This window comes from Burkholderia contaminans, assembly GCF_029633825.1.
In the GTDB taxonomy this organism is placed as follows: Bacteria; Pseudomonadota; Gammaproteobacteria; order Burkholderiales; family Burkholderiaceae; genus Burkholderia; species Burkholderia contaminans.
This window is the reverse complement of the sequence record NZ_CP090640.1, coordinates 3,456,577-3,481,817: the sequence shown is the minus strand read 5'-3', so window position 1 is coordinate 3,481,817 and position 25,241 is coordinate 3,456,577. Positions and strand designations below refer to the sequence as shown.

At 61.0% G+C, this 25,241-nt stretch carries 20 protein-coding genes and 1 pseudogene; 9 read left to right on the top strand and 12 right to left on the bottom strand.

Annotation, left to right across the window (positions count from 1 at the left end; genetic code table 11):
* Window positions 1-11: 11 nt before the first annotated feature.
* From LXE91_RS16240 to LXE91_RS16215, 6 genes are read right to left on the bottom strand one after another with little or no spacing between them, the layout of a single operon-like run.
* The gene (locus LXE91_RS16240) at window positions 12-1,865 is read right to left on the bottom strand and encodes a DNA/RNA helicase domain-containing protein (protein WP_046543559.1); all 1,854 of its coding nucleotides are present in this window, start codon (window positions 1,863-1,865) and stop codon (window positions 12-14) included.
* Window positions 1,862-2,236: a nucleotide pyrophosphohydrolase gene (locus LXE91_RS16235; RefSeq protein ID WP_046543558.1), complete on the bottom strand. Its 375-nt coding sequence runs from the start codon at window positions 2,234-2,236 to the stop codon at window positions 1,862-1,864. The genes LXE91_RS16240 and LXE91_RS16235 overlap by 4 nt, the downstream gene beginning before the upstream one ends.
* A gap of 25 nt (window positions 2,237-2,261) precedes the next feature.
* A complete protein-coding gene (locus LXE91_RS16230) occupies window positions 2,262-2,780 on the bottom strand; it encodes a hypothetical protein (protein WP_046543557.1) in 519 nt (172 codons plus the stop codon).
* Window positions 2,781-2,813: 33 nt separating this feature from the next.
* The gene (locus LXE91_RS16225) at window positions 2,814-5,396 is read right to left on the bottom strand and encodes a phospholipase D-like domain-containing protein (RefSeq protein WP_046543556.1); all 2,583 of its coding nucleotides are present in this window, start codon (window positions 5,394-5,396) and stop codon (window positions 2,814-2,816) included.
* Window positions 5,389-7,038, bottom strand: coding sequence for a hypothetical protein (locus LXE91_RS16220; RefSeq protein WP_046543555.1), 1,650 nt, complete (start codon window positions 7,036-7,038; stop codon window positions 5,389-5,391). The genes LXE91_RS16225 and LXE91_RS16220 overlap by 8 nt, the downstream gene beginning before the upstream one ends.
* Before the next feature lie 51 nt (window positions 7,039-7,089).
* Window positions 7,090-12,309 (bottom strand): RecQ family ATP-dependent DNA helicase, encoded by a 5,220-nt coding sequence (locus tag LXE91_RS16215; protein ID WP_052760015.1) that lies wholly within the window; start codon window positions 12,307-12,309, stop codon window positions 7,090-7,092.
* 122 nt (window positions 12,310-12,431) lie between these two features.
* On the opposite strand from LXE91_RS16215, the gene LXE91_RS16210 reads away from it, so the two are divergent.
* From LXE91_RS16210 to LXE91_RS16195, 4 genes are all read left to right on the top strand, one after another.
* Complete coding sequence (locus LXE91_RS16210) at window positions 12,432-13,574, top strand: protein NO VEIN domain-containing protein (protein ID WP_046543554.1); 1,143 nt, start codon at window positions 12,432-12,434, stop codon at window positions 13,572-13,574.
* Between the two features lie 6 nt (window positions 13,575-13,580).
* On the top strand, window positions 13,581-13,973 hold the full coding sequence (locus tag LXE91_RS16205) for an HIT family protein (RefSeq protein WP_046543553.1): 393 nt from the start codon (window positions 13,581-13,583) through the stop codon (window positions 13,971-13,973).
* Complete coding sequence (locus LXE91_RS16200) at window positions 13,973-15,034, top strand: HNH endonuclease (RefSeq protein WP_225935931.1); 1,062 nt, start codon at window positions 13,973-13,975, stop codon at window positions 15,032-15,034. The genes LXE91_RS16205 and LXE91_RS16200 overlap by 1 nt, the downstream gene beginning before the upstream one ends.
* Before the next feature lie 135 nt (window positions 15,035-15,169).
* A complete protein-coding gene (locus LXE91_RS16195; protein ID WP_046543551.1) occupies window positions 15,170-16,015 on the top strand; it encodes an abortive infection family protein in 846 nt (281 codons plus the stop codon).
* Window positions 16,016-16,103: 88 nt separating this feature from the next.
* Here LXE91_RS16195 and LXE91_RS16190 read toward each other — a convergent pair.
* Window positions 16,104-17,416: pseudogene (locus LXE91_RS16190) on the bottom strand (IS256-like element IS931 family transposase).
* Window positions 17,417-17,642: 226 nt separating this feature from the next.
* On the opposite strand from LXE91_RS16190, the gene LXE91_RS16185 reads away from it, so the two are divergent.
* Window positions 17,643-18,131, top strand: a complete 489-nt coding sequence (locus LXE91_RS16185) for a hypothetical protein (protein ID WP_143274590.1) — start codon at window positions 17,643-17,645, stop codon at window positions 18,129-18,131.
* Window positions 18,132-18,190: 59 nt separating this feature from the next.
* Here the strand turns inward: LXE91_RS16185 and LXE91_RS16180 are convergent, their stop codons facing one another.
* Window positions 18,191-18,328, bottom strand: a complete 138-nt coding sequence (locus LXE91_RS16180) for a hypothetical protein (protein ID WP_006400880.1) — start codon at window positions 18,326-18,328, stop codon at window positions 18,191-18,193.
* Between the two features lie 48 nt (window positions 18,329-18,376).
* Between LXE91_RS16180 and istA the strand changes: the two genes are divergently transcribed.
* From istA to LXE91_RS16165, 3 genes are all read left to right on the top strand, one after another.
* On the top strand, window positions 18,377-19,927 hold the full coding sequence (istA, locus tag LXE91_RS16175) for an IS21-like element ISBmu3 family transposase (protein WP_012213865.1): 1,551 nt from the start codon (window positions 18,377-18,379) through the stop codon (window positions 19,925-19,927).
* A gap of 15 nt (window positions 19,928-19,942) precedes the next feature.
* Window positions 19,943-20,692: an IS21-like element ISBmu3 family helper ATPase IstB gene (istB, locus tag LXE91_RS16170; protein WP_009687279.1), complete on the top strand. Its 750-nt coding sequence runs from the start codon at window positions 19,943-19,945 to the stop codon at window positions 20,690-20,692.
* 101 nt (window positions 20,693-20,793) lie between these two features.
* On the top strand, window positions 20,794-20,949 hold the full coding sequence (locus tag LXE91_RS16165; RefSeq protein WP_158077541.1) for a hypothetical protein: 156 nt from the start codon (window positions 20,794-20,796) through the stop codon (window positions 20,947-20,949).
* 34 nt (window positions 20,950-20,983) lie between these two features.
* On the opposite strand, the gene LXE91_RS16160 is transcribed toward LXE91_RS16165, so the two are convergent.
* The 4 genes from LXE91_RS16160 to LXE91_RS16145 form a co-directional block, all read right to left on the bottom strand.
* On the bottom strand, window positions 20,984-21,337 hold the full coding sequence (locus tag LXE91_RS16160) for a helix-turn-helix transcriptional regulator (RefSeq protein WP_076841615.1): 354 nt from the start codon (window positions 21,335-21,337) through the stop codon (window positions 20,984-20,986).
* Window positions 21,338-21,622: 285 nt separating this feature from the next.
* Window positions 21,623-22,795: a Shedu immune nuclease family protein gene (locus tag LXE91_RS16155; RefSeq protein ID WP_046543548.1), complete on the bottom strand. Its 1,173-nt coding sequence runs from the start codon at window positions 22,793-22,795 to the stop codon at window positions 21,623-21,625.
* Window positions 22,796-22,846: 51 nt separating this feature from the next.
* Window positions 22,847-23,656, bottom strand: coding sequence for a hypothetical protein (locus LXE91_RS16150; protein ID WP_052760014.1), 810 nt, complete (start codon window positions 23,654-23,656; stop codon window positions 22,847-22,849).
* A gap of 4 nt (window positions 23,657-23,660) precedes the next feature.
* Entirely contained in the window at window positions 23,661-24,695 is a 1,035-nt protein-coding gene (locus LXE91_RS16145) for a hypothetical protein (protein ID WP_046543547.1), read from the bottom strand.
* 87 nt (window positions 24,696-24,782) lie between these two features.
* Here LXE91_RS16145 and LXE91_RS16140 point away from each other — a divergent pair, with 87 nt between their 5' ends.
* On the top strand, window positions 24,783-25,094 hold the full coding sequence (locus LXE91_RS16140; RefSeq protein WP_046543546.1) for an HU family DNA-binding protein: 312 nt from the start codon (window positions 24,783-24,785) through the stop codon (window positions 25,092-25,094).
* Window positions 25,095-25,241: the final 147 nt, after the last annotated feature.

Below are 25,241 nucleotides of genomic sequence, written 5' to 3'. Positions count from 1 at the left end.
ACCGCAGGGTGCTATGCTCGCGCCTTAAGGTACGCAGTCAGCTTCGCATCGGTAGCGTAAACGTAGCACCCTTTCATTCCTCGCGTCATCAGCGTGCGGTAGGTGTTTTTGATGATCATGTCGGCCTGCCGAGCCGCCTCAGACGGCTGCTCTTTCGACATCTTCACGAACCCCTTCATGGTTTTGTCGTGCCGGTCACGGGCTCTGGGGGAGGACTTCAGGATCTCTCCGTCCATCACCAGGTCGGGGCCGATGATCACACCCACGTAGTCCACTTCTAGTCCTTGGCAGGTGTGGATGCAGCCCACCTGCTGGACTGAGTCGGGCGCCACGATCCAGAGGCTCCCATCCTGGTCAAGGTTCCATTGGCGCTCGTAGTCACCAATGACCACGTCCATCTGTTTCGGGTTCTTCTTGCTGTTCCAAGGCCAGCAGTAGCCGGCGACCACCCGCGCGCGGTTGTTGCCGTTTTTCGCCTCGATTGCCGCATGCAGCGCCGCCGGATTATCGAACACCTGAAAGTCAAACGGGATGTCGTCGAGGCTGTTGTTGGCCGTAGGGCGGATCTGCAGAACGTCGTCTACCCATGCAAGATAGCCGTCGGAACCCGCGCAGCGGAACTGCGAGGTCAGCGAGTACTCTTCAACCTCTGCTCCGCGGGCAGCTGCAAATTCACGGATGACTGCCTTGGACCCCACGTCCTTGAGCGTCACGCGCTGATCTTCGTCAATGAAGAAGATGCTGCACTTGGCAGAGTTGATCAGTTCTTTGACTTGGTGAGTGCCCAGATTTCCATAGAAGCCGCTCTTCTCAGTCAGGCGGTGGGCCTCATCGACCACGAGAACATCGAACGCATCTGTCTCCGTCTCAGTGAAGGAGCCGGATCCCCCGAACAGATTGACGAGATGCGCGTTCTTCGGCGTCTGGATGAGCTTGTCGCTGTAGACCGCACGAGGGGCAGCGTTCTTCGAGATGTACTTGACGGTCAGGCCTTCACGCAATGCCGCCAGCAGGTTGACTGCGACCACTGATTTTCCCGTTCCTGGCCCACCCTCGATGATCACGACACGAGGTTTTTTAGAGGCGTTGGCCTGACGACACGCCGCTTTGGCAGCCTCGAAGATTTCCTTCTGATCGTCGATCAGTGCGAATTCCTCGTTGCCCTTGAGCAGCTTGCCGACGACGTCCGCTAAGGCCTTGGAGGGGCGCAGACGACCGCTTTCCAGGTCGAACAGCACCTGACGACCGCGTCCATGGCGGATGTGCTGCTTGATGAACTCGCGGAGCCGCTTGCGGTCCTCGTCGCCCTTCAGGAACAACGGAGCGCGCTCGATGTAGGGTTGGTAGTGGGGCGCATCGATGACGCCATCAGCTGCATAGTTGTGCAGGTAGGCGCAGGGGCGCAACTGAAGTCCGCCGTCATAGACTGCCTCGTTGAAGCCCTCCAGGAACGCCGTGTATGACCACGCCTGATAGCTGGGATGGACACGCACCTGGTCTGCTCGGCCGCCGCCGGGCAATAGCACGATCGCATCCCGATCCGTTGCACCGACCGATGACCACTGCTTCAACTCGACGACGATCAGACGCCGCGAGCCATCGTCAGCATGTCCCGCGAGGATCACGTCGATGCGTTTGGCCGATTGGGGGAGGATGAACTCAATGGCGACCCCCACGTCATCGGCAATGTCCGGGTCACTTAGAACTCGGGCGACGTACCCCAGTGATTCACGCCAGGACCTCACTTCTGCCTGGGCGACCTTGCGGCTCGTCGCTGCTCGGTACTTGGCATGGATGACGTCCTCAATGTCGCGGTCGTTGTAGTCGAGCAGGAACTCCTTCTTGTCGGCTTGGTAGACGATCATGGCTTAGGCAGCTGGTCGTACTTGGTGCTGACGCCCCGGGAGGCCTCGATGGGGTATTTGGCGGCGTTGGATGCGAGCTTGCTGGCAACGGCCGCATTGAGGTCAACGCCGAGGACATCCGCGAGCCGAATCAGGTACAGAGCGACATCTGCGAGTTCATCACGCACGGCGTTGGCCGTCTTCGGGGAGGACGCCGCAGCGTGCGAGTCTGCTTCCGTCATCCACTGAAAGATTTCGGTGAGCTCGCCGACTTCGCCCGAGAGGGCCATGACCAAGTTCTTGGGGGAGTGAAACTGGTGCCAGTCTCGCTGTTCGGCAAACTGCCTGAGCGCCTGTGCCGCTCCGTCAATGTCAATCAGAATCTTTTCCACGTCTTGCGCCTTTCAAGACAGATTGTTAGCTAAGCTGCCCATGGCGGTCGAGCATCCGCATTAAGACGCCGTTCGCATGCCTGAAATTCTCTCGCTGGTCGCGAAGCTCGTAAGCCCATTTCGAACCGTGGAAGAGGTTGTTGCGCAGCCGCCAGACGATCATCAGAAGGGTCAACATCCGGTCGCGGGGAGCGTCGTTCGTGCTCTCGATAACCGCATGGACGAGAGCTGGGTGATCTGTGGGGCGAAGATTGAGATGAGGGAAGTGACAGGTCAATGCGCCATCGGCGAAGTAACGGTTCCGAAAGTAGGCCAGCTCTGCGTCGTATAGATGAGCTTCGAGCGTGCCGTTCGCCGCCCAAGCATCGACTTGCTCCCGAATCCCATCAGCACGGGCGAAATTGCCCATGATCTGTGCCTCGAAAAGACTCCAGAGAAAGGCGAAGTCAAATATTGCGCGGCGATCGGGTTCAGGAAGATCCACAAAGCCGGGCGCGCGCGCCTCGAGCCATTGCTCACTTGCACTCTGTTCTTTCTCATTCATCGCTCAGGAGTCCAGTTCTTCGTTGCGTCTTGATCAACTGGTTTGTGCCAAACGAGCCCGGCTTGCTGTACGCCAGGCGAAGCGCGTAAACCTGCGCTCTGCGTCCAATTCACTTAGGCAAATGTCCTGTGCGGTCGCATCAACGACGACGCTGAACCGCGGTGGGTTGGAATGGGGAAAATGCATTAGATCGCCGACCTTAATGCCTTCTCGGTCTAGGTAGGCCGTGGCAGGGGCCGTGGCGACTTCCAGACCCGTCATGATGTGATGCGTGAGCCAGCTTTCGCCATTGGCGCTTTCGTCAGCCGTTGGCGTATTGGTCATTCGCACGCTGGAAGCAAGTTGCGCTGTGTCCTCGTCATCGACGGCGATTGCCGGGAGCAGGTCGTAGAGATATGCGTAGGTCGCAACCAAATCGTCCTTTGTTGCTTTCGGCGCCATGGGCTCGATGCGTTTCATGAGGCTGTGACCGATGTCCCAGGCGAGCCAGGCAAGCAGTGCCCGCACTTGACCGAGTTCCACGACCTCGTCCTCTCCGTCGTGGGCGCGGATATCGCGCGCGATGCCCTGCGCACGCCCGAAAATGATGACCATCGACTGCGACAAGAGATCCTGACGGGTCTCCGAGTCGATGAACCCTCCCATGCGGCGCCATTGGGGCTGGTGCCGAAGGCGCCGGAACTCCCTTACCAGTGACAGCACGGCAACGAGCTGGACCACGCCGGTTCGTGCCTTGGCCGCACGCACGTCAGGCTTGGTCTCACTTTGGGCCGCTTTGAGCTGCTTGATCATGCGACGAACTACTTGTTTGAGCCGCTTTCTCACTGCTTCGACGGCCTGCAGGGTCAGCGCAGGGGGAGGTTCTTGGCTGGCCTCCTCGTTTTCAGTGCCGACAAGCTCCTCTTCCGAGAACGCCGGCGTCTCGGGGTTAGATGCGGCCGATCTTGGCAGTCCCTGGCCCAAGCGGTAGAGAAGGGCATCAAGCACATCCAGTAGGCTTCCCGCTTGGAGAAGGCGCTTCCTCTTGCTCTTCTTCGCGCGGGAACTATCGTCGATATGAACGGCGAGCGATGCCGGGCGTGCCGAGGCGATCGGGGTTTGTTCTCCCGCGCCAGACCGCACAGCGCTCGGCGGTGGCGACACCACCTGTTCCGGGTCGTCGAAGATGGCCCTTTCGATTTGCTGGATGAGCGATTCGATGTTGGCACCGCTGAAGTCCAAGCCGGCCAACGCATCCTGAAGCGCGGCTCTGTGCGAGCGCACCACTCCACGGCCCAGAGCCGAATCGTGGTGGATGATTACGCGAAGGAGCTTGCTACCGCGGCCACTCAGCTCCAGCCAGCGCACTTCAGACGCCCTCTCACCCAGCTCAACGATCACGTCCCCATCCTCTGAACGTCCAAGACTCACAAGTGCGGTGTGGGAACCATCCTGCAGGTGCATGACGAAATCCGCGAATCCCGCAGAGTCCGACGCGGGGATCGGGACTGCAGAAGTACCCGCAGCAAGAACGGCGATCCGCATCGGAGCGCTCGGTGCTTCAGCGTCGTTCTCGTCATCCTGATGTGTGATCGGAATCGAGCGCAGGTCGGCGTCATCCATTGCGCGGGCTGCAAAGCCCTGAGCAAGATCGCTGGCGAAGCTGGAGGTTGCCACTTCAACGTTTGGCCGAACAAGCATGGCCTCGAAGTTGGCGCGCGTGCCTCCAAGCCACGCTGGCCGGCTCGGGTTCGCGCTGCCTGCAACAAGCATGTGCGAGTCGCCGAAGTCGAGAAGGAGCGCCTTCGCGTGAAGGTAGTGCTCTGCCTTCTCCATCCAGAGCTTTCGCGAATCGACGAACTGCGAACGAATCCCCTTGGGGCGGCCACCGAGCTTGACGGTCTTGGGGTCGATGATCACCTTGATCGAGGCGCCGGGCCAACGGGCCTCCAGCGCTTTAAGGAAGGCGTGCTGGGTATCGAAGAACGCCCCCATGACCACCACGCGCCTGGGTGCAGCTGGGATCGCGTGGTCGAGTTGTTCGAGCAACGATGGCCCGCTGGTGGACTGTCCTAGCAGGCGGATGTCGGAGAGCTTCGATTGAGCGCCATCGGCCTCCGGAACGAGTTCGCCGATCCTATGCGCGGCCTCTAGTACGGACGGCGCCAGTGTCCCCTCTTGAGTTCGAAGCCACTCGCTCACCAGGCTCCAGACATGGCTCAGCACCAGCCTGTGAGCAGGGTCGCTGTCAGGACGCACGTCGATGCGCGTCGTTACCTCCCGGTTGAAACCGAAACCGGACAGCGTGAGGTTGTGGCTGCCGATGAATAGAACGCAGCGCTTCTTGCTAGCAAGTAGGCAAATTTTTGGGTGAAAGGCTCCAGGCACGGCCATAGGGATGAGCGCATACGCCGAACCGGCCAGGCGCGGCCTCAAGGATGGCGTGGCCCACGAACGCGCGCATTGGACGGCGTCCATGAGCACCACGTTGTGCCGCGAATCGGCCGCCTGCAGGCGCCTCAGTACGACCTCCTCATAAAACGGGAGCGTGGCATTGAAGGTCGTCACCAGAGACGCCTCGAATTTCGCACCTTTGAGGGCGGCCAGCAGCGAGATGTCGTCGTTGGCCTCACGCATGGGCGGCTTCGAAGAGCTGGATGCCAATCGCGGTAGCCCGCAGATCTCCGCTGCCATCAGGCTCACGGGCCAGGGCGCCGACATCCCACAGCATCTTGATCGCTTGCCGGATGCGTGGATTGGTCTTGGCGGGCACGGGCACGTCACCGTGAGCCTCGATTCCTCGCTCAGTGGGGTGGATTCGGAAGGTGGCGGTCGAGCTCTGTCGCAGCTTGCGCAGTGCGACTCGCAGATGGGTCTCCAGGATCCAGCCGACCAGGTCCGCGACGACGGCTGAAAGCGCCATGTCATTCCATTTCACGCAGCGCTCCCGAAACGATCTCAGGTTGATCGGGGAGTCCTGGAGCTGCGTCGGGTCCATGGCCAGATGGCCATAGGCGGGGGCACCCTGGTTCTCCCGCATCCGAAGAAGCGCGAGCACATTCACGACGGACGCCAGAAAGGCAGGCTCCCGGTCCAGTTGCTGGCGCTCCCTTGAAACGCGGGCAGCAGCCCAGGCCAGTTCGTGCCCATCGGCCATGAAGTCGCCGAGCGCCGGTGCGCCGGCTTCCAGAGAACTGCACAGCGCGCCAAAGGTCTTCGCCTTCAGCTTGTCCAGTGCCTTGACAAGTTCGGGGCGGCTCGCCATAGACTGGCTGAACTCTTCTATGGAGGTCGGCGGAGCTGGTTGTGTCGCCAGCGCGGTGAGCGAGATGGCGAAGGCCTTCTGCATCGCAACGGACATCAGGTCATTCCGAACGTAGTAGGCCCAGGCCGACCGAGTGTGGGCCAAGGGGGCTGGCGGGCGCCATGCCGTGCCGTCGGCGAGGCTTTCCGTGTAGACAGCTGCGCGGAAGGTCGGTTCGTCGATAGCTGAGAGTTCTGCCGCCTGCAAGGCGCCGGCCAGGTGCAGCAAGAGCGCCAGGCTCTTACGTCGCTGGACCCCTTCGGCCTCGAACTCTGACTTCCGGTCGAAGAGGATGTCGAGCAAGGCATCGCGTTCGCCTTGCCGGTTGGGCAGGCAACAGGGGCAGAAGTCTTGGAGCGCATCCAGCGTCTGCGCCGAAACGATATCGGCGTCCACGGCTTGCCAGAAGGACCGGCCGTCGACGCCCATGTCGAACGCCCGTGCGATCGGCTCGCCGCGCTCATGCGTGTAGCTCAGCCATGGCCTTTCGACTACGGCCAAGATGTCGAGCTGCGTCAGTGTTCCCGCATAGTACTGGCCGAGGCCGCCAAGCTTGTTGGCAAAGTAGCGCTCGCCGGATTCCTCTCGGGTCGCGTAGGTCGAGAGGCGGACAGACTTTCCTTCGCCGATCAACCTGACTGCATCGTTGAGCGTGTCTCGCCCGACCATCGCGGGCCCGTGGCGTGCTGCGTCGTCACCCATGACTTGCGCATGACGCTCGGCAATCATCGTGAATAGGCAATCGGCCTTTCGGTAGGCCTCCAGGAATGCGTTGAAGTTCTCGCGGTGGCTGTCACGCTCCGCGTAGGATCGGATCAGCCATGGATAAAAACTGTAGTACCGGGCTCTGTCGGTGACGTTTGTTATGCCGGGGAGCAGTTGCGAGTAGATCAGGATGCAGGGGCCTTGCGTACCAATGTGGTCTAGACCACCTATGGTGTGCGGAGGCAATACCCAGCTGGTTTTGATTGCCATGGATTCTCGGTTCAAATTCAACACTGATGGTCTAAAGAGAAGTCGCCTTCGCTACTGGCGACCAAGCGCCTGCAACTCGTCAACAGCCGACGTCGCGCTTGGATCTAGCCGGACTTCCGCAAGCGGCGTTTCCCAGTGATCCGCCTGTAGGCCTGGCCAGTACTCCTCGGGCGTCTGAGACCGCGTTCGCACCATGACCGCGACTACGGATGCAACCCCTCGTTGGAGATGCGTCGAATCTATGCTTGCGGCCAGCCGGCCAACGATTTGTCCAGAGGTCGAATGGACGAATCGTCCTTTCACCTCGACTACATCTCCGGTTTGCAAATCGGCGATCGCGCGATGAATTGGATGCGCCAACGACGTGCGTCCAGCAAATCCAATGTCCATGCTAGTTGGGCCTAGCATGATGTACCGACGCTCAATTTCTGGTCGGTACTGCGGTCGGATGCGAGGCAACTGATCCTGTACACCGTCTGTGGTCCCAAGGTCAACGAGGTAGGGGTTGCGTCCGCCCTCCGCGCGCATCAAGCTCAACGACTGACGGGCACGTGTCATCGCCACATAGAGGAGCCGCCGTTCATCTTCTTCGCCCCAACGCCAGTCGGCGCAGTCCATCACGATGACGTGGTCGAACTCCAAGCCCTTCGCAGCATGTGCGGTCATCAGCTTGATGGCATTGTCGCGACCATCCCGTCGCATTTCACTCGCAGCTTCATAGAACAGGTCCAGCGCTTCGGCGGCAGGAACGATGTCAGCCTGGAGCGTGGAAGCGACGTCATCCAAGATGTCTAGAAGATCCAGCAGCGCAGCGTTTCTGGGCTGAGTGCACTGCAGATAGGTCAGGGATCTGCGAAGGGCGCTGAGGCGCACCATACGCGACTGACGCCGCCGCAGTGCTTGCGCCAATGCCCAGCCTTCGCGGGTCCGCATCAGCGCGATCTGTCCTTTGGCTGCCTCTGGACCGGTGACTTCGCAGGGCAGTCCTTCGACATCGCAGATAGCCCTCATCTTTTCCAAGGGAGCGTGCGAGCGGCAAAGAACAGCGATCTCTGAAAGCCTGACCATTGGATCGATGCGTCGGATGCGCTCGATCTCTGCGTGGATCAGTTGGGCCTGAAGGTTAGGGGAAGCTGGGCTGGTGATCAACCGTACGGCGCCGCGGCCTTCCTTGTCGAGCGCTGCCCAGTGGCCGCCCGGCAGATCATCCTTGCGTCTCGCGTCGATCCGGATCGGGTGATCGACCTTCATGCGGTCGGCACCGCGCTGGATCACGTGGTTGGCGGCCGAGATGATGTTCTGGGTGGAACGGAAGTTCTCCACCAGGTAGGTGAGGTCGGCCTCATAGTCGACCCTGAAGCGCCGAATGAACTCGATGTTCGCGCCTTTGAAGGAGTAGATGTTCTGGTCATCGTCTCCCACGGCCATGATGCTCAGCTTGGTGTCGGCGTCCGCTCGCCGGCGACCAGCGAGGGCGCTGACCAGGGCGTACTGCTGCGCGTCGATGTCCTGGTACTCGTCAACGAAGATGTATTCGTAGCCCTGCAGCAGGCGATCGCGTACCTCGTCTGCGTCGATAAGTGCCGAACTCTTGCCTTCGAGCAAGTCGATGGCGTCTTGCAGCATCTTCTTGAAGTCGACATTGCTGGCGGCGCGTTCAGCGCCCGCCAAACTGGTCCCGGTCAAGCGCAGCGCCATGGCGTGGTAAGTCATGACCAACACGCCCCGTGCGTCGTCCCCGGCGAGCGTCAGAAGTCGGCGGCGCAGTTGGATGGCCGCGCTTCGGTTGTAGGCCAGCGCGATGATGCGTCCCGGATTCACGCGCTGCACCCGCAGCAAGTAGGCGATGCGGTGCACGATGACCCGTGTCTTTCCGGAGCCCGGCCCCGCCAAAACCAGATGGTTTCCCGTCCGCGGCTGTGTGACCAGGGCCTGCTGCACGGGGTGCTGCAGGTCATCAACAATGCGCTGGTAGGACTCGTCGGTGGTTTTGCGTTCCAGCAGGTCTGAGCGTCCGCGGAAGAATTCCTTGATGAACTGCTTATGGGGTAGTGTGAAGTACGCTTTGACCAGGGCGAGCGCTTTCGCCGGATCTTCCTCGCCCAGCTTGGCATACTCGTGCATGACGTGCGTCTGCAACGTCCGTTCCTTGTAGAACTCTTCTAGGGGCGCGAACGAGGCTTGGTTGAAGCGCCTGGACGTGTCCTCTTCCATCTGGATGGTCATTGCAGATCGGAAGACGGATCGACCTTTGTCCAGCTCAAGTACACGGGTCTGGTGGAGGTAGAGCAGCGCATTTTCCAGCGCCACGTCGGGCTCGCGCAGCTGGGTCTTAAGAAAGATGTCGTCGGAGAGTGCGTCGATCAGTGCCTGGGCCTTGCACTCCACCAGGCATGCGCCCTTGACGCCGTCGGGGACCTCCGTAAGTAGCCGCGTGAGCGTGACCTGGGCGACGGCACGGCGCAGTTCGCAGATTCTTCGAATCTGAGACCAAGGGCGACGCAAGGTCACTCGCAAGGTGTCATCGCCCAGGGACTGCAGCTGGATCATGCTGCGCTTGTCGTTACCGGAGCCGAATCCGTCGGCCATGGATCGCAAGCAGGCTCGGACCTGGGTGGGGTCGAGTTGCCCCTTCTCGTTATCAAGGTTTAGACGGCTGCGCAGTTCCGTGCAAACCGCTCGGAGATTCAGGTGCTGCTGGGTGTCGTCCTGGTCTGCGTCGGGCGCGTTCTCGGCCATGAGCTCGACGAGCTCTTTCTCCATCGCACTCAGATATTCCAGGCGGGATGCGGACGCGCCCCTGACGCCGCGCATCAGGCGCACAGTCAGTCCCAGGTCATTGACCAGGATGCCCAGCTTGGCCAACTGATGCACGATGCGGAAGCATTCCTCAGGCCGTATGCCCGCATCGAGCATGAGCTCGTCGGTGCTCAGTCCCTCAGGGGTGTCGGAGCGGAAAAGGGCGGTTGCGACGGCGAGGAATTTCTGTTGCACGCTGGCGGAGAAATCCGCCTTTTCGATGCGCTCCTTGGCTTCCTGTAGTGAGGTCACCCGAAGACTTGCTGGGAAGACTTTGGTGGCGTTCTCATTGCGTTTCAAGAAGCCATGGCGCTCCAGCCACGATAAGGCGGTGGTGACTTTGGTGGAGGCGTCAGGGGCATCGATTTCGATGCCCGTTCCGACGCTTTGCGCAAGCAGCTCTTTTGCAGAGATGACGATCTCACCTTTGCCCAGCTTCTTGGCTTGGAATCGCAAGGCGCGGAGCAGTCCGATGAAGTCTCGCTGGGACAACTGAGACGTGGAGGAGAGGCGGAATTGGGTCTCCACGTCCTTCGGGTCGAACAACAGGACGCATTTGGCTTCGTTCCCATCGCGCCCAGCTCTGCCGGCCTCTTGAAGGTAGTTCTCCAGCGAGCCGGGGATTTCGGCGTGGATCACCAGCCGGACATTGGGCTTGTCCACCCCCATGCCGAAGGCATTGGTGGCGGCGATCACCTGCAGTTCGCCGTCGAGAAAGCGACGCTGCGTCTCCTTGCGGAGATCGGCGGAAAGACCACCGTGATAACAGGCGCACGCCACGCCTTGTTGCGTGACGATCTGTGCGATGGTCTCCGCGCTCCTGCGTGTGGCGCAGAAGACCACGGCGGCATCTTCGCGCCGTAAGCCATCTCGCAGCAGTTCCACGATGCGCTGTGGCTTCTCGCCTCCCGAGGTGGGTACAACGGCATAGGACAGGTTCGTGCGCTCGTGGCCGCCGAGGAATGTCTTCAGTTCGACCTGAAGGCCTTCCTGAAAGTGGTCGCACAGGTCCTCGATGACGTCCGGCTTGGCCGTGGCGGTGAAGCAGGCGATCGGTGCCTGTCCGGGAAATTGTTCCCGGATGAAGCGCGAGACGTACAGATAGTCCGTGCGAAAGTCGTGGCCCCACTTGGAGAGACAGTGGGCTTCGTCGAAAACCCAGGCCGCGATCTCCCGAACACGGATGGCTTCAACAAAGGTTTTGCTTCGGAACTGCTCGGGTGAGACGAGCACGATGCCGACGTCACCGAGGCGAATGCGGTCCAGCACATCACGCCGTTCCAGTGGGGTCAGCATTCCGTTGACGGTCGCCGCGCACTGGATATCGGCCTTCGTCAGATTGTCCACCTGGTCGCGCATCAGCGACTGCAGCGGCGAGATGACGATGGTCAGCCGGCCTGAGCGGCGGTAGTGGACGAGGGCAGGGAGTTGGTAGCAAATGGATTTGCCGCCGCCGGTTGGCAGGACGGCCAACAGGCTCTCGCGCGTCAGCCCAGCACTGACGATTGCGCGTTGCAGCGATGAGCCGTCGGTGGTCGTCGGCTGTGCCCGGAAGCTTGGCTTGCCGAACAAGGAGGACAGCAGCGCTTCGGGGTTGTGGTTCTCGCGGCAGTAGGGACAGTTGGTCTGACCGCAGTCGATCTCTCGTAGCTCTGCGATCAATTGCCTCACGGCGGGAAGTTCGTGGAACACCCAGTGGGGGAGGATGGAGTTGCCTCCCGCAACGCGGATCCAGCCCAGGGCAAACGCGACCGACCAAGGGTCGTGGCCGTCGAAGGACGTCACGATTTCGGCACCCAGTGCCTGCAGACGGGTGGCGCAGCAACGATCCGCAAACCGGCTGGCAACGATGGGGCCGATCGCCTCGCGAGCGGGTGTGGTCTCCTCGCGCACCTGGGCCAGCAATGTCGCCATGCTTTCGTCGTTGCGCAGCAGGAAGTGCAGCACGGTGAGCCACCAGGGCTCTTGATCGTTCGTCTCCAGTAGGGCTTCGACAGCCTCTTCGAACACGTTGAGTGCGACCCGGGCGTCTTTGGTGGGGTTGTTGCGCTCGTCCGAGAGCAGCTTGTAGCCTTTCACCAGTCGGTGATAGGGGTTGCTAGGGAAGGCGAGGGCGGACAACTCGAGCGTGTCCAGCACGGGCCATTGCAGGCACTCCAACTGCGGCAGCTGGGCGCGCATCAGAGGAATGTCGTGGCGCTTGAGGTTATGGCCCAGCAGTACTTGACCGTCACGGGCAAAGCTGTTGAGGGCGGTCGCTACCGACGCCGCTTTGGCTGGGGAACAGGTGCTGCGGAAGGTGTCCTGTCCGTCGGACCTGACGGCGCCGACGGCGAAGATCTGGTCGTCCTTTTCAGGGTGGGCTTCGACGTCGACGGAAACAATTCGACCCTCGGCGGCGATGCGCCGAGCACGTGCGCGCAAGGAGTCGAGTACAGGCGTTTCCAATGAAGGCCAGGCGAACCGCAGCAAGTGTGACAGGAGGCCGTTGTAACATAAAGTGTTTCATGTGCGCGATTCGGTCATCTTTTACTGTGATCCCATTGCCTCTGCACTGATGTTTGTTCCGCTGAAACGGATGTTTTAAAACCCTGATGGCTGTTGAACTCTCGCGCCTCCAAAGTCCAGCGGCCATTCAGGCCGCATTGGATGAGTTTTCTCGGCTGGGCCGGACGACATTTCTGGCGCGATACGGGTTTGGAAAGTCCCGTGACTTTCTGGTGCGCGATGGAAAAACAGGGCAGCTGTGCGACTCCAAAGCCATCGTCGGGGCCGCGTTCGGTTATCAATTTCCTGACGAGGGGCCGCTCAAGCCGGCTGATTTTTCCGGTGGGGAGGCCACCGTCGTTCCCAAGTTGCAGCGTCTCGGCTTCGATGTCGTGCGTATCGGCGAGGACTGGACCTCGGACGAGGTGCAGGCCACGGTCGCTTCGTACTTCGAGATGCTCCAAATGGAGGCTGCGCAGCAGCGCTACACCAAGACGGAGTTCAATGCGCAGCTTCGCCAGCAGCTGCGCGGGCGCAGCAAAGGTTCGGTTGAGCTGAAGTACCAAAATATCAGCGCCGTTTTGCACGATCTGGAACTGCCTTTCATCCGTGGCTATAAGCCTCGTAGTAACGCTCAACTTCTGTTGCGGCAGGCGGTCCAGCAGTTCGTCCTGGATCGGCCGAGCCTGGTATCCCAGGTTGTGGACGCGATGGAGGAGGTCAAGACGCCTGACCAGCAGGCCTTTCATGCCTCCTTGGTCGAACCGCCTGCCGTCGAAACGGTGGTGCAGCTGGCGAAAGAGGGGTCTAAGGTCAGACTTCCCCGCAAAACGAACTGGGCCCAGCGTGATGAAGCCAACCGAAATCTTGGTCGCGCCGGTGAGCAGTGGGTGATCGGGTTCGAGCAGCGGCGACTCATCGACGCGGGGTATCCGGAGCTTTTCCAGCAGTTGGACTGGGTCTCAGATCGGCTTGGCGACGGGGTCGGCTATGACATCCTCTCGCACGAGCGGCCAGGCGAGCACCGTTTCATTGAGGTCAAGACCACGAACGGTGGCCATGCCTCCTCTTTCATCATCAGTCGCAACGAGCTGGATTTTGCGAACGAGGCAGAAGATGCCTTCCATCTCTATCGTGTGTTCCAGTTCCGCGAGGAGCCGAAGCTCTACATCCTCAAAGGGCGGCTGGCAGACCAGCTTCACCTGGAGCCCATCGACTATCGGGCGTCGTTTCGGCGCTTGATGGGGTGACCTGAAATGACGACCCAGCCTTGTCCATTCTGTTCACTGTCGAAGGAGCGTGTCTTGGGGCAGAACGCCCATGCGCTCTGGATCCGTGATGGCTTTCCCGTGTCGCCGGGGCACAGCCTGATCATTCCTAAACGACACGTTGGATCATTCTTCGAGACCAGCCTGCAGGAGCGCGCAGCGTTGTTGGAGTTGCTAGATCAAGCCCATGCGGCAGCAGGTGCTGAATTTCACCCGGACGGATTCAATGTCGGGATCAACGACGGCGCCGCCGCCGGCCAGACCGTGCCGCACCTTCACATCCATCTCATCCCTCGCTTCGGGGGTGATCAGTCGGACCCGCGGGGCGGTGTGCGATGGGTGATTCCGGCCAAGGCCGACTACTGGAGTTCGCGCGATTGATGGTGAACCCGCCCCCTTCGGCAGAGCAGCAACTGGCGTTCTTGACCAAGCTGCAGCGCCTCTTCGCCGAGGGTGACTTCACGGCGACGTACAAGTTTGCGCTGCTGATCGCGCTTTCGGACCTCGCCGTGGAGTTGGGAGCAGACGATGGGGCTGAACTGCCGTTGATGACTCGGCAGATTGCCGAGCAATTCGTGCAGCAGTATTGGCGGCATGCGGTGCCGTATGGTACGGACCAGATCCACGCGACGCCGGGAGTGCTGGCTCAGAATCTGGGAACGCAGGCGGCCGTGCTCACGGCTATCGAGGAATTTCGATCGACATTGAGTTCGACGACGCTACAGAAAGCGCGGGGTGAAGTTGGCTACGGGCCCCTGCTGTCGAAGGTTGCCGCAGTTGTTTCCGCGCAGCCTCTAACTTACCTACAGAATTTCGGTGGTATGACCGACCCGTTCCTCTATGAGAGGCCAGGTCGAGGCATCGTGGTCCTCAGGCCAGGTGTCGCGTACTGCTTGCGCCGGTTTCATCCCTTGGTCCAGCAATTGGCCCGCAATCACTGGGTCGAGCACATCAAGGCCAATCGTCGGAATCAGGGCATTTTGGGCGACGCAGGGGATTTGGAGGATTTCCTCTTTGGTACCTCTCGGCAGTCACTCGGCATCATCGGTGCTAGCCTGCGGAAGCTGGATGGTTCGCGGTGCTTCTACTGCGGGCAAGGGTTGCAGGAGGCTGATGTTGATCACTTCGTTCCGTTCGCTCTGTATCCGCGCGACCTCGCACACAACTTTGTGTTGGCGCACGTCCAGTGCAATCGGAGCAAGTCCGACTCTTTGGCAAGCAAAGGTCATCTGCAGCGATGGCTGGAGCGGTTGACGACGAAGGCGGGGCAGCTCGGCGAGATTGGGATGGCCGCAGGGGTGGCGACAGACGACAAAACCGCACATCGCGTCGCGGCCTGGGGATATGCCAATGCGCATGCGGCGCAGGGAAGGGCTTGGATCAAGGCCTCGGACTACGAAGTGGTTAGTGCCGACTATTTAGCGCAGTTGACTCCCGGATGATTTCTCTGGCTTGTCTTAATCAAGATTCAGTGGATTCAAGCCGACGCTGCCGCAGGGCTGCATGGTGTGTCTGGGCCGCAGCACAGGGCCTGAACGGATGCCCCAGGTTGCAGCCCCTCAAAAAAAAGGAAAAGAATGTCTCACATTCCGGTGACGGACACGATCGCCCACGCGCTCATGCAGCTCGTGGACGACTCGAACAACAACGGCGTCTACCGAGAGCCTTCACACGCCGACATCGAGTTTCACGTCAACCAGGCGGGCCTTGCGGAGCACGACCCCAAACAGCAGGGGCAGCTGATTGGAAAGGCGAAGCGCGTACGCGCTGTCCTCTACGCGGTTATGGACTCAAGTCCGGCGGCGGCAAGCCGGTTCGCGTCAGGTTTGCTCGCGAAGGTGCGTGCTTGCGGCGGATTCCGAGAGGCGTCTACCAACTTTGTGGGTCGCGAGGCGATTGACAACGCAAAGGCAGCCTTCGATGCGGAAGGCTTTGTTTTGACCGACGACGGCACGCTGTCACCCAAGGTGCTCTCTTCTTTGCGCGGTGTAGCGCTAACCGATGCGTTGGCCGCCTACGCCCGACGCGCGCAGAAAGGCGCCGAGGATGCAGCTCTGATCGCGGGCACCGGAAAGGACTTGATGGAGGCCACGGCCGCCCATGTCCTCGGAACGTTACAGGGAAGATATCCGAGCGGCGCCAACTTCCAGGCGCTGCTCGGCATGGCCTTCATTGCCCTCGACCTCGCCGTCCCAGAAATGCCCGAGCATCCCGGCGAGCCTGCGGTTAAGTCGATGGAGCGGGGGCTCTTCCTCTCGGCTTTGGGTGTCAATCGGGTTCGCAACAAGCAGGGCTCTGGCCACGGCCGGCCGTGGCTGCCGACACTTGCTGATGAGGAAGCGAAAGCCGCGATCGAGGTCGTGGGAACGGTGTCCGCCTACTTGTTGTCGAAGCTCGCCAAACGCGAGCGCCGCAATCCATAGTCCTGACAAACCTGCCCTATGTAAACTGGGCAAGTGGCGGCAATGTCCCACAGACAGTTGAAGGTTGGGACGGCGGGTGCGGCATAGATTATGCGACCTTGCGATCATGGTCAATGTTGGATTTCGAGGGCGAACGCTTCAGGGCGGCGGCGAGCACCCAGAGCTCGCTCACGCCGAGGATTTTCCGGAAGTGCTTCTCGGCTTCCAGGAACCCCGCTGCTGCCCAGCGCACCGCCATGTCGGCATCGCGATAGCGCTTCACACGCCCCGCGACGCGACGTACCGCGCCGTTGGGGTTCTCGATGAGGTTGGTCGTCGACAGCCCGCGCATGAGCGCCGGCGTCAGGCCCAGCTCGTTGACCGTGAACGTTTCCTCCAGCCCTTCGAGCAGCGCCGCCGAGGCATCCGGGTGCTCGGCCTTGAGCCACGCTGCGTGCGTCTCGAGCTTGGCCATGCCGTCCTTGGCCGGCAGCTTGTAGGCCGCTTTCATGATCGCTGCGGTTTGCGAGATGCATTCTTTGGGCAGGCGATCGAGGACATTGCGCAGCTTGTGCGTTCGACAGCGCTGCACGTGGGCACGCTCGCCGAAGAGTTCGTCGATCGCCGAACGCAGCGCCTTGGAACCGTCGATCACGAACAGATATTCCAGCTCCGTGGACAAGCCGCGATCGATCAACCCGCGCAACAGATCCTTGACGACCTGGGCGTTCTCGCTCGAACCGCTCACGAGCCCCATCAGATGTTTCTTGCCGGCGCTGTCCACGCCGATGGCCGCGATAACGTGCCGCGTGCCGACGATGATGCCGTCCGGGTAGATCGCCGGAAGTCGTGATCGTCGAAGCGCCGGCCCATCAGCTCGGTGAGCGCCCTCTGGCTGGCCTGGATGAACTCGCGCGAGACGCTGCTCTTGGAGATGCCCACCGTGCCGGCCATCTCGGGCAGCACCTTGGCATATTTGCGCGTGGACACGCCCGTGACCATGATGTCGTGCACGCGCTCGGCGAGCCGCGGATTCTGGTTCAACTGCTCGTAGGCGGGGATCGGCACTTCGCCGCCGCCTCGCCGCCGCAGGCGTGGCCGCTCGACGTTCAATTTGCGCTCGTCCATCACGATCTGGCCGCGTTGCGAGCCGTGCCAACGGACTTCGCCGCCTTTGCGGCCAGGGTGCTTCTCGCCGGCGACTTCCGTCGCCGAGATCACCAGCAACTGCTCGACCAGGCCGCGGCCAGCGTCGTACATCAGCTCGTCAATGCTCGCGCGGGTGTTCTGGATCAGATCGAGTATTGGCAGCAGGAGCTGACTGTTCTCGGCGAAACAGGCCCGCAGCCGGTCTTCGTTCTGCTTGGCGACGATGTTCAACGGCGCGCTGGCCTTCGGGGCCTTCTTCTTGCCAGGCTTCATGTGGCGGTTCTCCTTGGTTCCCTGTTCGGGAGGTTGGTCCTGGAAACCCGATTCTCTCGGATTCCACTGGCGAACCGCCGCCTTCAACCTTCAACTACGCCTGGGACATTGCCCAAGTGGCAGACGACCGAAACAGTGCTCTCGGCGCGACCCGATTCATGTCTTTCTCTGCACTATGACCTTTGAAGAGTTCCACTCCGCGCCTCGGGGGACCTACGGAAACTCCTTGCTGAACTGGAGCAAGCATGCGCCGAGCGATGTGGTTTCCTATGCGGTGAGTTACCGGAACGCAGCACATTGTTTGATCGCCGATTACGAGCGCAGGGGCGTCGGTGATATTGACTATGGTGCTTGTCCGGTCATCTTTCTCTTTCGCCACGCGATCGAGCTCTACCTGAAGGCGATGGTGTATCGCTTGGCCAGGCTCAGTGCCGATGACCAGGAGCTTCGGTGGGTATTGCCAAGGCTGTGGAGAGAGCATTCGCTCATGAAGCTGCTGCGCATGGCACAACCCGTCCTTACCGCCATGAGAGACAGGCTTCCCCTTGCCCTGCGAGTCATTGACGAGGATGAACTGCAGTTCCTGTCCGATCTGGATCGCGTCGACCCTGGCTCGTATTCATTTCGGTATCCCGTGGCATCCACGGGCGGGGCCGCGCTGAAGGGGATACTCATGATGCGTATTTCGGCGAGCGTGATCAGCGATTTCGGTTGAACGTGATCAGTGGTTCCGATTGATGGTGATCGGTCGTTTCGGTCGAAGGTGATCACTTATCACCGGTTTCCGAAACGAGCGATCATCTTGCCGAAGCGGGTGATCACGTTCCCGGAATGAGTGATCAGCGAACCGAAACAGCTGATCACGCGACCGAAACGGGATAGCCGTTCCGGCTCGGCGGTGGTGTTGCGCATGTGATCAACGACGGGCGTTAGCCTTGATCCTTTTTAGGGGACAGGTTGATGCCGGCACATCGGATGAGCATGCGCAAACTGAAGGAAGTACTGCGGCTGAAGTGGGCGTGCGGCCTGTCGCACCGCCAGATCAGCCGCGCGATCGGCATCAGCGTCGGCGCCATCTCGGCATACGCCGCCCGCGCGAGCGCGGCGGGCCTCGACTGGGCTACCGTCGAACCGCTCGCCGACGACGAGCTCGAGATCAGGTTGGACCTGCCGGAGGAAACCGCGGTCCCGACCCGCCGGGTCGAACCGGATTACGCGGCGATGCACCGCGACCTGCGCCGCAAGGGCGTGACGCTGCAACTGCTCTGGGAGGAGTACGTCGAGGCTCACCCAGGCCAACGCACCTATCGCTATACGCAGTTCTGCCAGCGGTACAAGGACTGGGCTGCGGCGCTGAAGCGCTCGATGCGCCAGCAACACCGCGCCGGCGAGAAGCTGTTCGCCGACTTCGCCGGGCAAACTGTGCCGATCCTCGGTCGCGACGGCGGCATCGCGTTCAAGGCTCACGTGTTCGTGGCCGTCCTCGGCGCCTCGAACTACACCTATGCATGTGCGACGCGTTCGGAGGCCATGCCCGACTGGATCGGCAGCCTGATCGACGCGTTGGAATTCTACGGCGGTGTCCCCGAGCTGCTGGTGCCCGACAACCCCAAGGCATTGATCGCCAAGGCGGACCGGTACGAACCGGTGCTGGGCAACACCACGCAGGACTTCGTGAACCACTACGCGACCGCCATGTTGCCGGCGCGGCCGCGCAAGCCGCAGGACAAGGCGAAGGTCGAGGTCGGCGTGCAGATCGTCGAGCGCTGGATCCTCGCACGGCTGCGCAACCACCGCTTCTACAGCCTGGCCGAGCTGAACAAGGCGATCGGCAAGCTGATCACCGACCTGAACCGGCGTCCGTTCAAGAAGCTCGACGGCAACCGCCGCGAATGGTTCGAGCGGCTAGACCGCCCGGCGCTGCGCCCGTTGCCGACACGCCGATACGAGATCGCGACCTTCGTGAAGTGCCGCGTCAACATCGACTACCACGTCGAAGTCGATCACCACTATTACAGCGTCCCGCACAGCCTCGTGCGCCAGGAAGTCTATGCCCGCGTGACGCGCCACGGCGTCGAGATCTTGCACCGCGGCAAGCGCGTTGCCGCCCACGCCCGCAGCCGACTCCGGAACAAGCATACGACGTTGCCTGAGCATATGCCGGCGGCGCACCGCGCCCACATGGAATGGACGCCAGGCCGGTTGTTGAACTGGGGCGCCTCGGTCGGTCCCGGTGCCGAGGCGATCGTCAAACATCTGTTGACCAACCGGCCCCATCCCGAGATGGGGTACCGTGCCTGTCTCGGACTGCTGTCGCTCTCGCGCAAGTACGGCAAGGAACGGCTGGAAGCCGCCTGCCAGCGGGCGCTCGTGATCGGCTCACCGACCCGCCGCTCCGTGCTGTCGATCCTCGAATCCGGCCTGGACCGACAGCCGATGCTCCCGATTCCGCCCGCCGAATGGCATTCGCCCGATCACGAGAACGTGCGCGGGCCCGAGTATTACCACTGACCCAAGGAGGTCGCAATGTTGATGCAGCAAACCTTAACCCAGCTCAAGTCCCTGAAGCTCGACGGCATGGCCCGCGCGTTCGAGGAACAAACGGCGTTGACCGCCAGCACCAGCCTGTCGTTCGAAGAGCGCTTCGGCATGGTCGTCGAGCGCGAGCTCGCCTGGCGCGATACCCGGCGGCTCGAACGGCTGCTGAAGTCTGCGAAACTCAAGAATCCCCAGGCCTGCATTGAGGACATCGAATACCGGCAGAGCCGCGGCATCGACAAGAGCGTCGTCGCCGCACTTGCCGGTTGCGACTGGATCCGTAACGCGCAGAACCTCATCCTGACGGGGCCGACCGGCGCAGGCAAGACGTGGATTGCGTGCGCGTTCGGTCAGCAGGCCTGCCGACAAGGCTTCTCCGTGATGTACGTCCGCGTTGCCCGGCTGTTCGAGGAATTGAAGATCGCTCACGGCGACGGCAGCTTCACGCGGCGGCTCGCGCAGCTCGCCAAGATGGACGTCCTGCTGCTCGACGACTGGGGGCTGCAGGATCTCGATCAGGGTGCCCGAAACGATCTGCTCGAAGTGCTCGACGATCGCGTTGGCACGCGCTCCACGATCATTACCAGCCAACTGCCATTGGAACACTGGCACGCTTGGCTTCAGGACCCGACGCTCGCCGACGCGATCCTCGACCGGCTCGTCCATCAGGCCCACAAGCTGCCGTTGAAGGGCGAGTCGATGCGAAAGACCAACGCCAAGCAGTCCTCCGCATCCTGATCGTGATCACCTTCGCTATAATCCATTGACCGCGCAACACCACCTTCCAAACTGATCACGTTCGCCGAAACGCCTGATCACCATCACCGAAATCCGCACTCATGACGAACATCTTCGTGTTTGGCCAGATGGCGGATCGGACTTTGGACTCGCTCAATGCGATCTGCCGTCATCTCATCATCGAGGTACATGCCCTTGAACCCCAAATCCGCCTCAATCTCGGATCCATGGATTCACGCAAAAGGCCTGACACGTGATGGCATGCCAGACGAGGTCGTGGAGGGAAGATGGTCATCTTACGGGGCGATATTGGCGGAGCCTGACATCAGGGCCCGGGTTTGCGCTGGTTCTTGTTGATCGCGAAGCTTCTTTTCTTGCCTCGATCCAGCTCTCGACCTCTTCTAGGTCCCAGACGACACAGCGGGCGGTGAGCCTGAAGCGTCGCGGAAATTCGCCGCGATGCTCCATCTCGTAGATCGTGGTTTCGGCCAGGGGTACGATCTGGTGCAGTTCGTGGCGGCGGATGGTTCTGCGAAACGGCAAGGGCGGCTTCGTGAGGAACTGGGGTACTTCGTCATAGCCCGTCGCGCCTGGGGCTGGGAGGGGTAAATGTCTGTCCGGGGATTGCGGCAAGGGTGTCGACATGGCAGTGACCGTAGGCGGATGCGTTGTCACTCATGGTGGCTATTGCGGACGCTTGGTACAACCTGCTGGGGCGCAGCCCGGAGTAGGGCGCGACCGATCGCATTCCAATGCGCATATTCGCTTTGGTGACGATACTCGCTGCGCAGTGAATTTTTGCGGAATCCAGACCGCCAGTGTTCCGACGGGGCCGGAGATTACGCTTCCAACAAAACACCTCCAAGCCGCCCGGGTCCGCACGCTTAGGCTCCGGCGACGGCTATTGGTCTTATGACGGCTTGTGCTGCTCTAGCTCGATGAGGTTGGCATGGCTGCAGCCTCGACGATGAACTTGCTGCGCTCGTAGAGTTCGTCGAAGGTCATGATGTCGATGCCTGCGATGCTGTTGCGATACAGCTCGAAGGAGCGCATCTTGTCGGTGTTGACGCCGTGCTCGGAGACGAATTCGCTCAGTGAGCCTGCGACGATGAAGGCGCGCGGCCTGAAATTGAAGACAGACTCCCCGGTCGGATTGCCGTCCTTGTCGTTGGGCTGGATCAACCCGTACAGCCTTTGCATTGCAGCCGCTACGGTACCTTGAACCTGGGCCACTGCACCGGCCAGTTCGGAAGAGGGGGCCCAGCAGCCAGAACGATAGGCCGATGCATCCAGCAGTGGTGTGTTGTGCTTCTTGATTTCCACGAAGCACAGAGCATTGATGATGCCGCGAGTCTTCATCAAGCCATCAGCACGCTTGCCATGGCTCAACAGATCGTGCCCCTGTACCACCTGTTCCAGTTTGCGGTCGTCGAAGCCGGTGACGAAAAAATAGCTCAGGCCGTAGCCAAAGACCCATTGGTTCTTCTCGAAGAACATCTGCCATAAGGCTTCATCGCCGTGTGCGTGCTTGGCCTGCTTCACCTGGTCGAAGTAACCAGCATCCTCCAGCAACCGCTGGAAGATGGCCAACTGCTTCTTGCGGTAGCCTAGCGTGACTACATCCTCCTTTGTCAGCTCTGCCTGAACGACTTCGGCAAATACCTCCTGGTTGTCATGCACGAGGTTCGCAGCTTGCTCTTTGGAAAGTACCAGCCGGCGCAGGTCGGTGTCCGTGATGTTGACCTTCTGCGGGCCATTGAATTCCACCGCCGCGATATCTTGGAAGAAGCGCAGCAATGTGGGGATCTCGTTGCCGATGAACGAGAAGCGCGTGTTGTGCGGGGAGCCTGTGGTGCCGTTGAAGGCTTGCAGTGTCACAACGCGCAGATTCCTGTCGCTCTCCAGGAACTTCGCGATGATTTCCGTTCTGGCCTTCTCTGTGCGACGCAGCACCACCTCCTGCTTGACCTTGGCGTAGTGCAGGCCTTCTGAGTCGATGACCTTGGAGGCAATGCGTAGAGTTCCCTCGGCCGTCGCAACCGCGGGGCTGATGTAGGTTTTGCCGGGAATTTTTTTCCGATGTATCTCCGCCTCGTCGTCCATTGGTGCCCCCTTCCTGTGTCCGTAGTTTAGAGACATGGGCGACGCAGGCGCTCAAGAACGTGGTGGCACCGCCGGATGTGCTCGGTTGTCCGGTCGTGGCCGGGCTGTCGTTCGTGGAGCGCGGGCTGCCCTGATCCGCGTGTGTCCAGTTGTCCTGGGAGTCTCGGGAGAGGATGCGGCTTCAGCCGCCGCGTGGCCGATGGCGTAGTCGAGCAGATCGACGACCTGCTGAGGCCGCTCACGCCGTCCATGGGCATGGAAGGCCACGAGGTAGAAACACGCGGCCAGGATCAACGGCATCCACAGATACATGTTGCTGTCGTTCTTCAGCAGTGTCGATGCAGCCATGGCAGAAGCCGTCAATGCTGGGAATAGGCCAAGCTTGCGCAGATCACCGGTGAGCAATCCGACCCTGCCGTCGAAGACATTCCAGCGGTAGCGGTACTGTAGTAGCGCGTACTCCAGCGTGGGCTTGTCGTAGCTCTGCAATTGGGTCAGGAAGTTCGCATCGGCCTGGATGTCGAGCTTGATACGGGCAAGCAGTCCGGGAAAGCGTTGCTTGCGATGGCGCCATAGTACATGACCCGCATTGAAGGCGCTGGTCAGCAGATAGGCCAGGGCGCACAGGAGCACTGCCCCGTAGAGCGGCCAGATACTCGTGGCGAGTGCTTTCGAGGGCCACGCGCGCTGCACCCATGCAGCGATCACCAGGAGCGCCGTGGCGCCCAAGTAGCCGTAGAGCGCTGCACTCTCCAGGCGGCGCATTCGTGCAGGAGGCTGAAACGCGCCGTCTTCGCGTTGGACAAGCGTCATCTCTTCCAGCAGCGAGAACAGCGGAGCCAGGGACTCGATTTTGAGCATCGTTCTATTGGGGTGAGGGTGACGGGCTCGGCAGGAGCGCCGCTCTCGCATGGGCGACATAGGCAAGCGGCCGGTTTGCTACGGCGGCTCGACTGCCATGAATGCTCGCGATGGCTTGGTAGGCTGCACCTGAAAGGGCTAGTGCCGCGCCCGTATAGGCCACCGGATTCCCCGGGTCCGTCGAATGCAGGGAGAGTCCTGCCCCAAACAGCGGCGTGAGCGCTCCCAGCACGATTTTGCCGAAACTCGGTCGCATGGCCGCTTCGATCTCGGTGATCTGCTGCTGGCAGTCTTGAAGAAAGGCTTCGTTGGCCTCGATGCGGTCTTCTGGGTCCGGAAGCATCGCCACGCGCGTGCAATGGGCCTCGACCTTTGCGCGCAGCGGCGGAAGCAGATAACCATGGCGCTGCTTGAACAGCAATAGTTGGTCGATATCCACTGGCTCAGCGGGCGTTGGCAACAGGGATCGGAGCACCACCTCCCGAGCCTTGTGCTTGTGCAAGACTTGACCGGCAATCTGGCGCGCGCGCGGGCGCAGCAGCGAAGCGAAGACCATCTTGTCTGTCACGGGAGCAGCATTGACTTCGGGTATCGCTCCCAGACACATCGCCAAATAGGACATGAACTGATTGGCGACCGCTTCTTCTACCTCATACCAGGCCCAGTGGACTTGTCTGGCGAGCCCCACTTCAACCAAGAAGTCGGGTATGCGACCGAGCTTTTCTGCATGAATGAGTACGGTTTGGGCGGAGGGAGTATCTCTCTTTGCAGAGGGATGTTTCTTCAAGTGGCGGTGTTCCACCAAATCGATAAAGCAGTCGTCAAACCTGGGTATGTCGCGCACGAATGGGCCGGGGCTCAGTGGCTCCACTAGGCCTTCGCCAAGCAGTCTTCGCATGCGATCGCTCATCTGGTCGGGGCGATGCATATGGTCGAGGGGAACAATGGAGGACAGTCTGTCCCAATAGAGAAGCGCTCTGGTTGTCCACGCATCGCGCGGCAACTCTATATAGGGGAAATACAGCGCGTTGCTTCTCATATTGATGCCTCTCCTGCGTATCCTCAAAGGGGATAGCGTAATGCCTCGGAGATAAACGTTTCTCTTTAGTCATTTCACTTTGCTGCTATGAACCGCGCCGAACTCGTTGAAATCCTCGCGTCCAAGAACGACCTGTCCAAGACGGCCGCCAATGCCGTGCTCGACACCCTGATCGAAACCATCCAGACCGCCGTGAAGAAGGGCGATGCGGTGCAACTGGTCGGCTTCGGCACCTTCAAGTCCGCCAAACGCGCCGCGCGTGCCGGCAAGAACCCCGCCACGGGCGCCGCCATCAAGATCCCCGCATCCACGGTGCCCAAGTTCGTGGCCGGTGCGAAGTTCAAGGCCGTGGTCGATCACAAGGCCGCCAAGCGCAAGGCTGAGAAGGCTGGCAAGTAAATAGCGAGCCTCGCTGCAAACCGCCCGTGAGCATTGGCTTCGGGCGGTTTTTTGTTGGGGCCTGCTACGCTCCAGACCACCCATAGATTGGACTGAAACGATGACCGCTTTCTCTGACGCATTCCGGGCCGAAGTCCTGCGCATGGC

Coding starts and splice junctions, on each gene's coding strand:
- LXE91_RS16140 (WP_046543546.1), top strand. CDS start 24,783: ATGAACCGCGCCGAACTCGTTGAAATCCTCGCGTCCAAGAACGACCTG.
- LXE91_RS16195 (WP_046543551.1), top strand. CDS start 15,170: ATGTCTCACATTCCGGTGACGGACACGATCGCCCACGCGCTCATGCAG.
- LXE91_RS16205 (WP_046543553.1), top strand. CDS start 13,581: ATGACGACCCAGCCTTGTCCATTCTGTTCACTGTCGAAGGAGCGTGTC.
- LXE91_RS16165 (WP_158077541.1), top strand. CDS start 20,794: ATGACGAACATCTTCGTGTTTGGCCAGATGGCGGATCGGACTTTGGAC.
- LXE91_RS16155 (WP_046543548.1), bottom strand. CDS start 22,795: ATGGACGACGAGGCGGAGATACATCGGAAAAAAATTCCCGGCAAAACC.
- istA (WP_012213865.1), top strand. CDS start 18,377: ATGCCGGCACATCGGATGAGCATGCGCAAACTGAAGGAAGTACTGCGG.
- LXE91_RS16150 (WP_052760014.1), bottom strand. CDS start 23,656: ATGCTCAAAATCGAGTCCCTGGCTCCGCTGTTCTCGCTGCTGGAAGAG.
- LXE91_RS16230 (WP_046543557.1), bottom strand. CDS start 2,780: ATGAATGAGAAAGAACAGAGTGCAAGTGAGCAATGGCTCGAGGCGCGC.
- LXE91_RS16200 (WP_225935931.1), top strand. CDS start 13,973: ATGGTGAACCCGCCCCCTTCGGCAGAGCAGCAACTGGCGTTCTTGACC.
- LXE91_RS16240 (WP_046543559.1), bottom strand. CDS start 1,865: ATGATCGTCTACCAAGCCGACAAGAAGGAGTTCCTGCTCGACTACAAC.
- LXE91_RS16180 (WP_006400880.1), bottom strand. CDS start 18,328: ATGCGCAACACCACCGCCGAGCCGGAACGGCTATCCCGTTTCGGTCGC.
- LXE91_RS16220 (WP_046543555.1), bottom strand. CDS start 7,038: ATGGCAATCAAAACCAGCTGGGTATTGCCTCCGCACACCATAGGTGGT.
- LXE91_RS16210 (WP_046543554.1), top strand. CDS start 12,432: ATGGCTGTTGAACTCTCGCGCCTCCAAAGTCCAGCGGCCATTCAGGCC.
- LXE91_RS16160 (WP_076841615.1), bottom strand. CDS start 21,337: ATGTCGACACCCTTGCCGCAATCCCCGGACAGACATTTACCCCTCCCA.
- LXE91_RS16225 (WP_046543556.1), bottom strand. CDS start 5,396: ATGCGTGAGGCCAACGACGACATCTCGCTGCTGGCCGCCCTCAAAGGT.
- LXE91_RS16145 (WP_046543547.1), bottom strand. CDS start 24,695: ATGAGAAGCAACGCGCTGTATTTCCCCTATATAGAGTTGCCGCGCGAT.
- istB (WP_009687279.1), top strand. CDS start 19,943: ATGTTGATGCAGCAAACCTTAACCCAGCTCAAGTCCCTGAAGCTCGAC.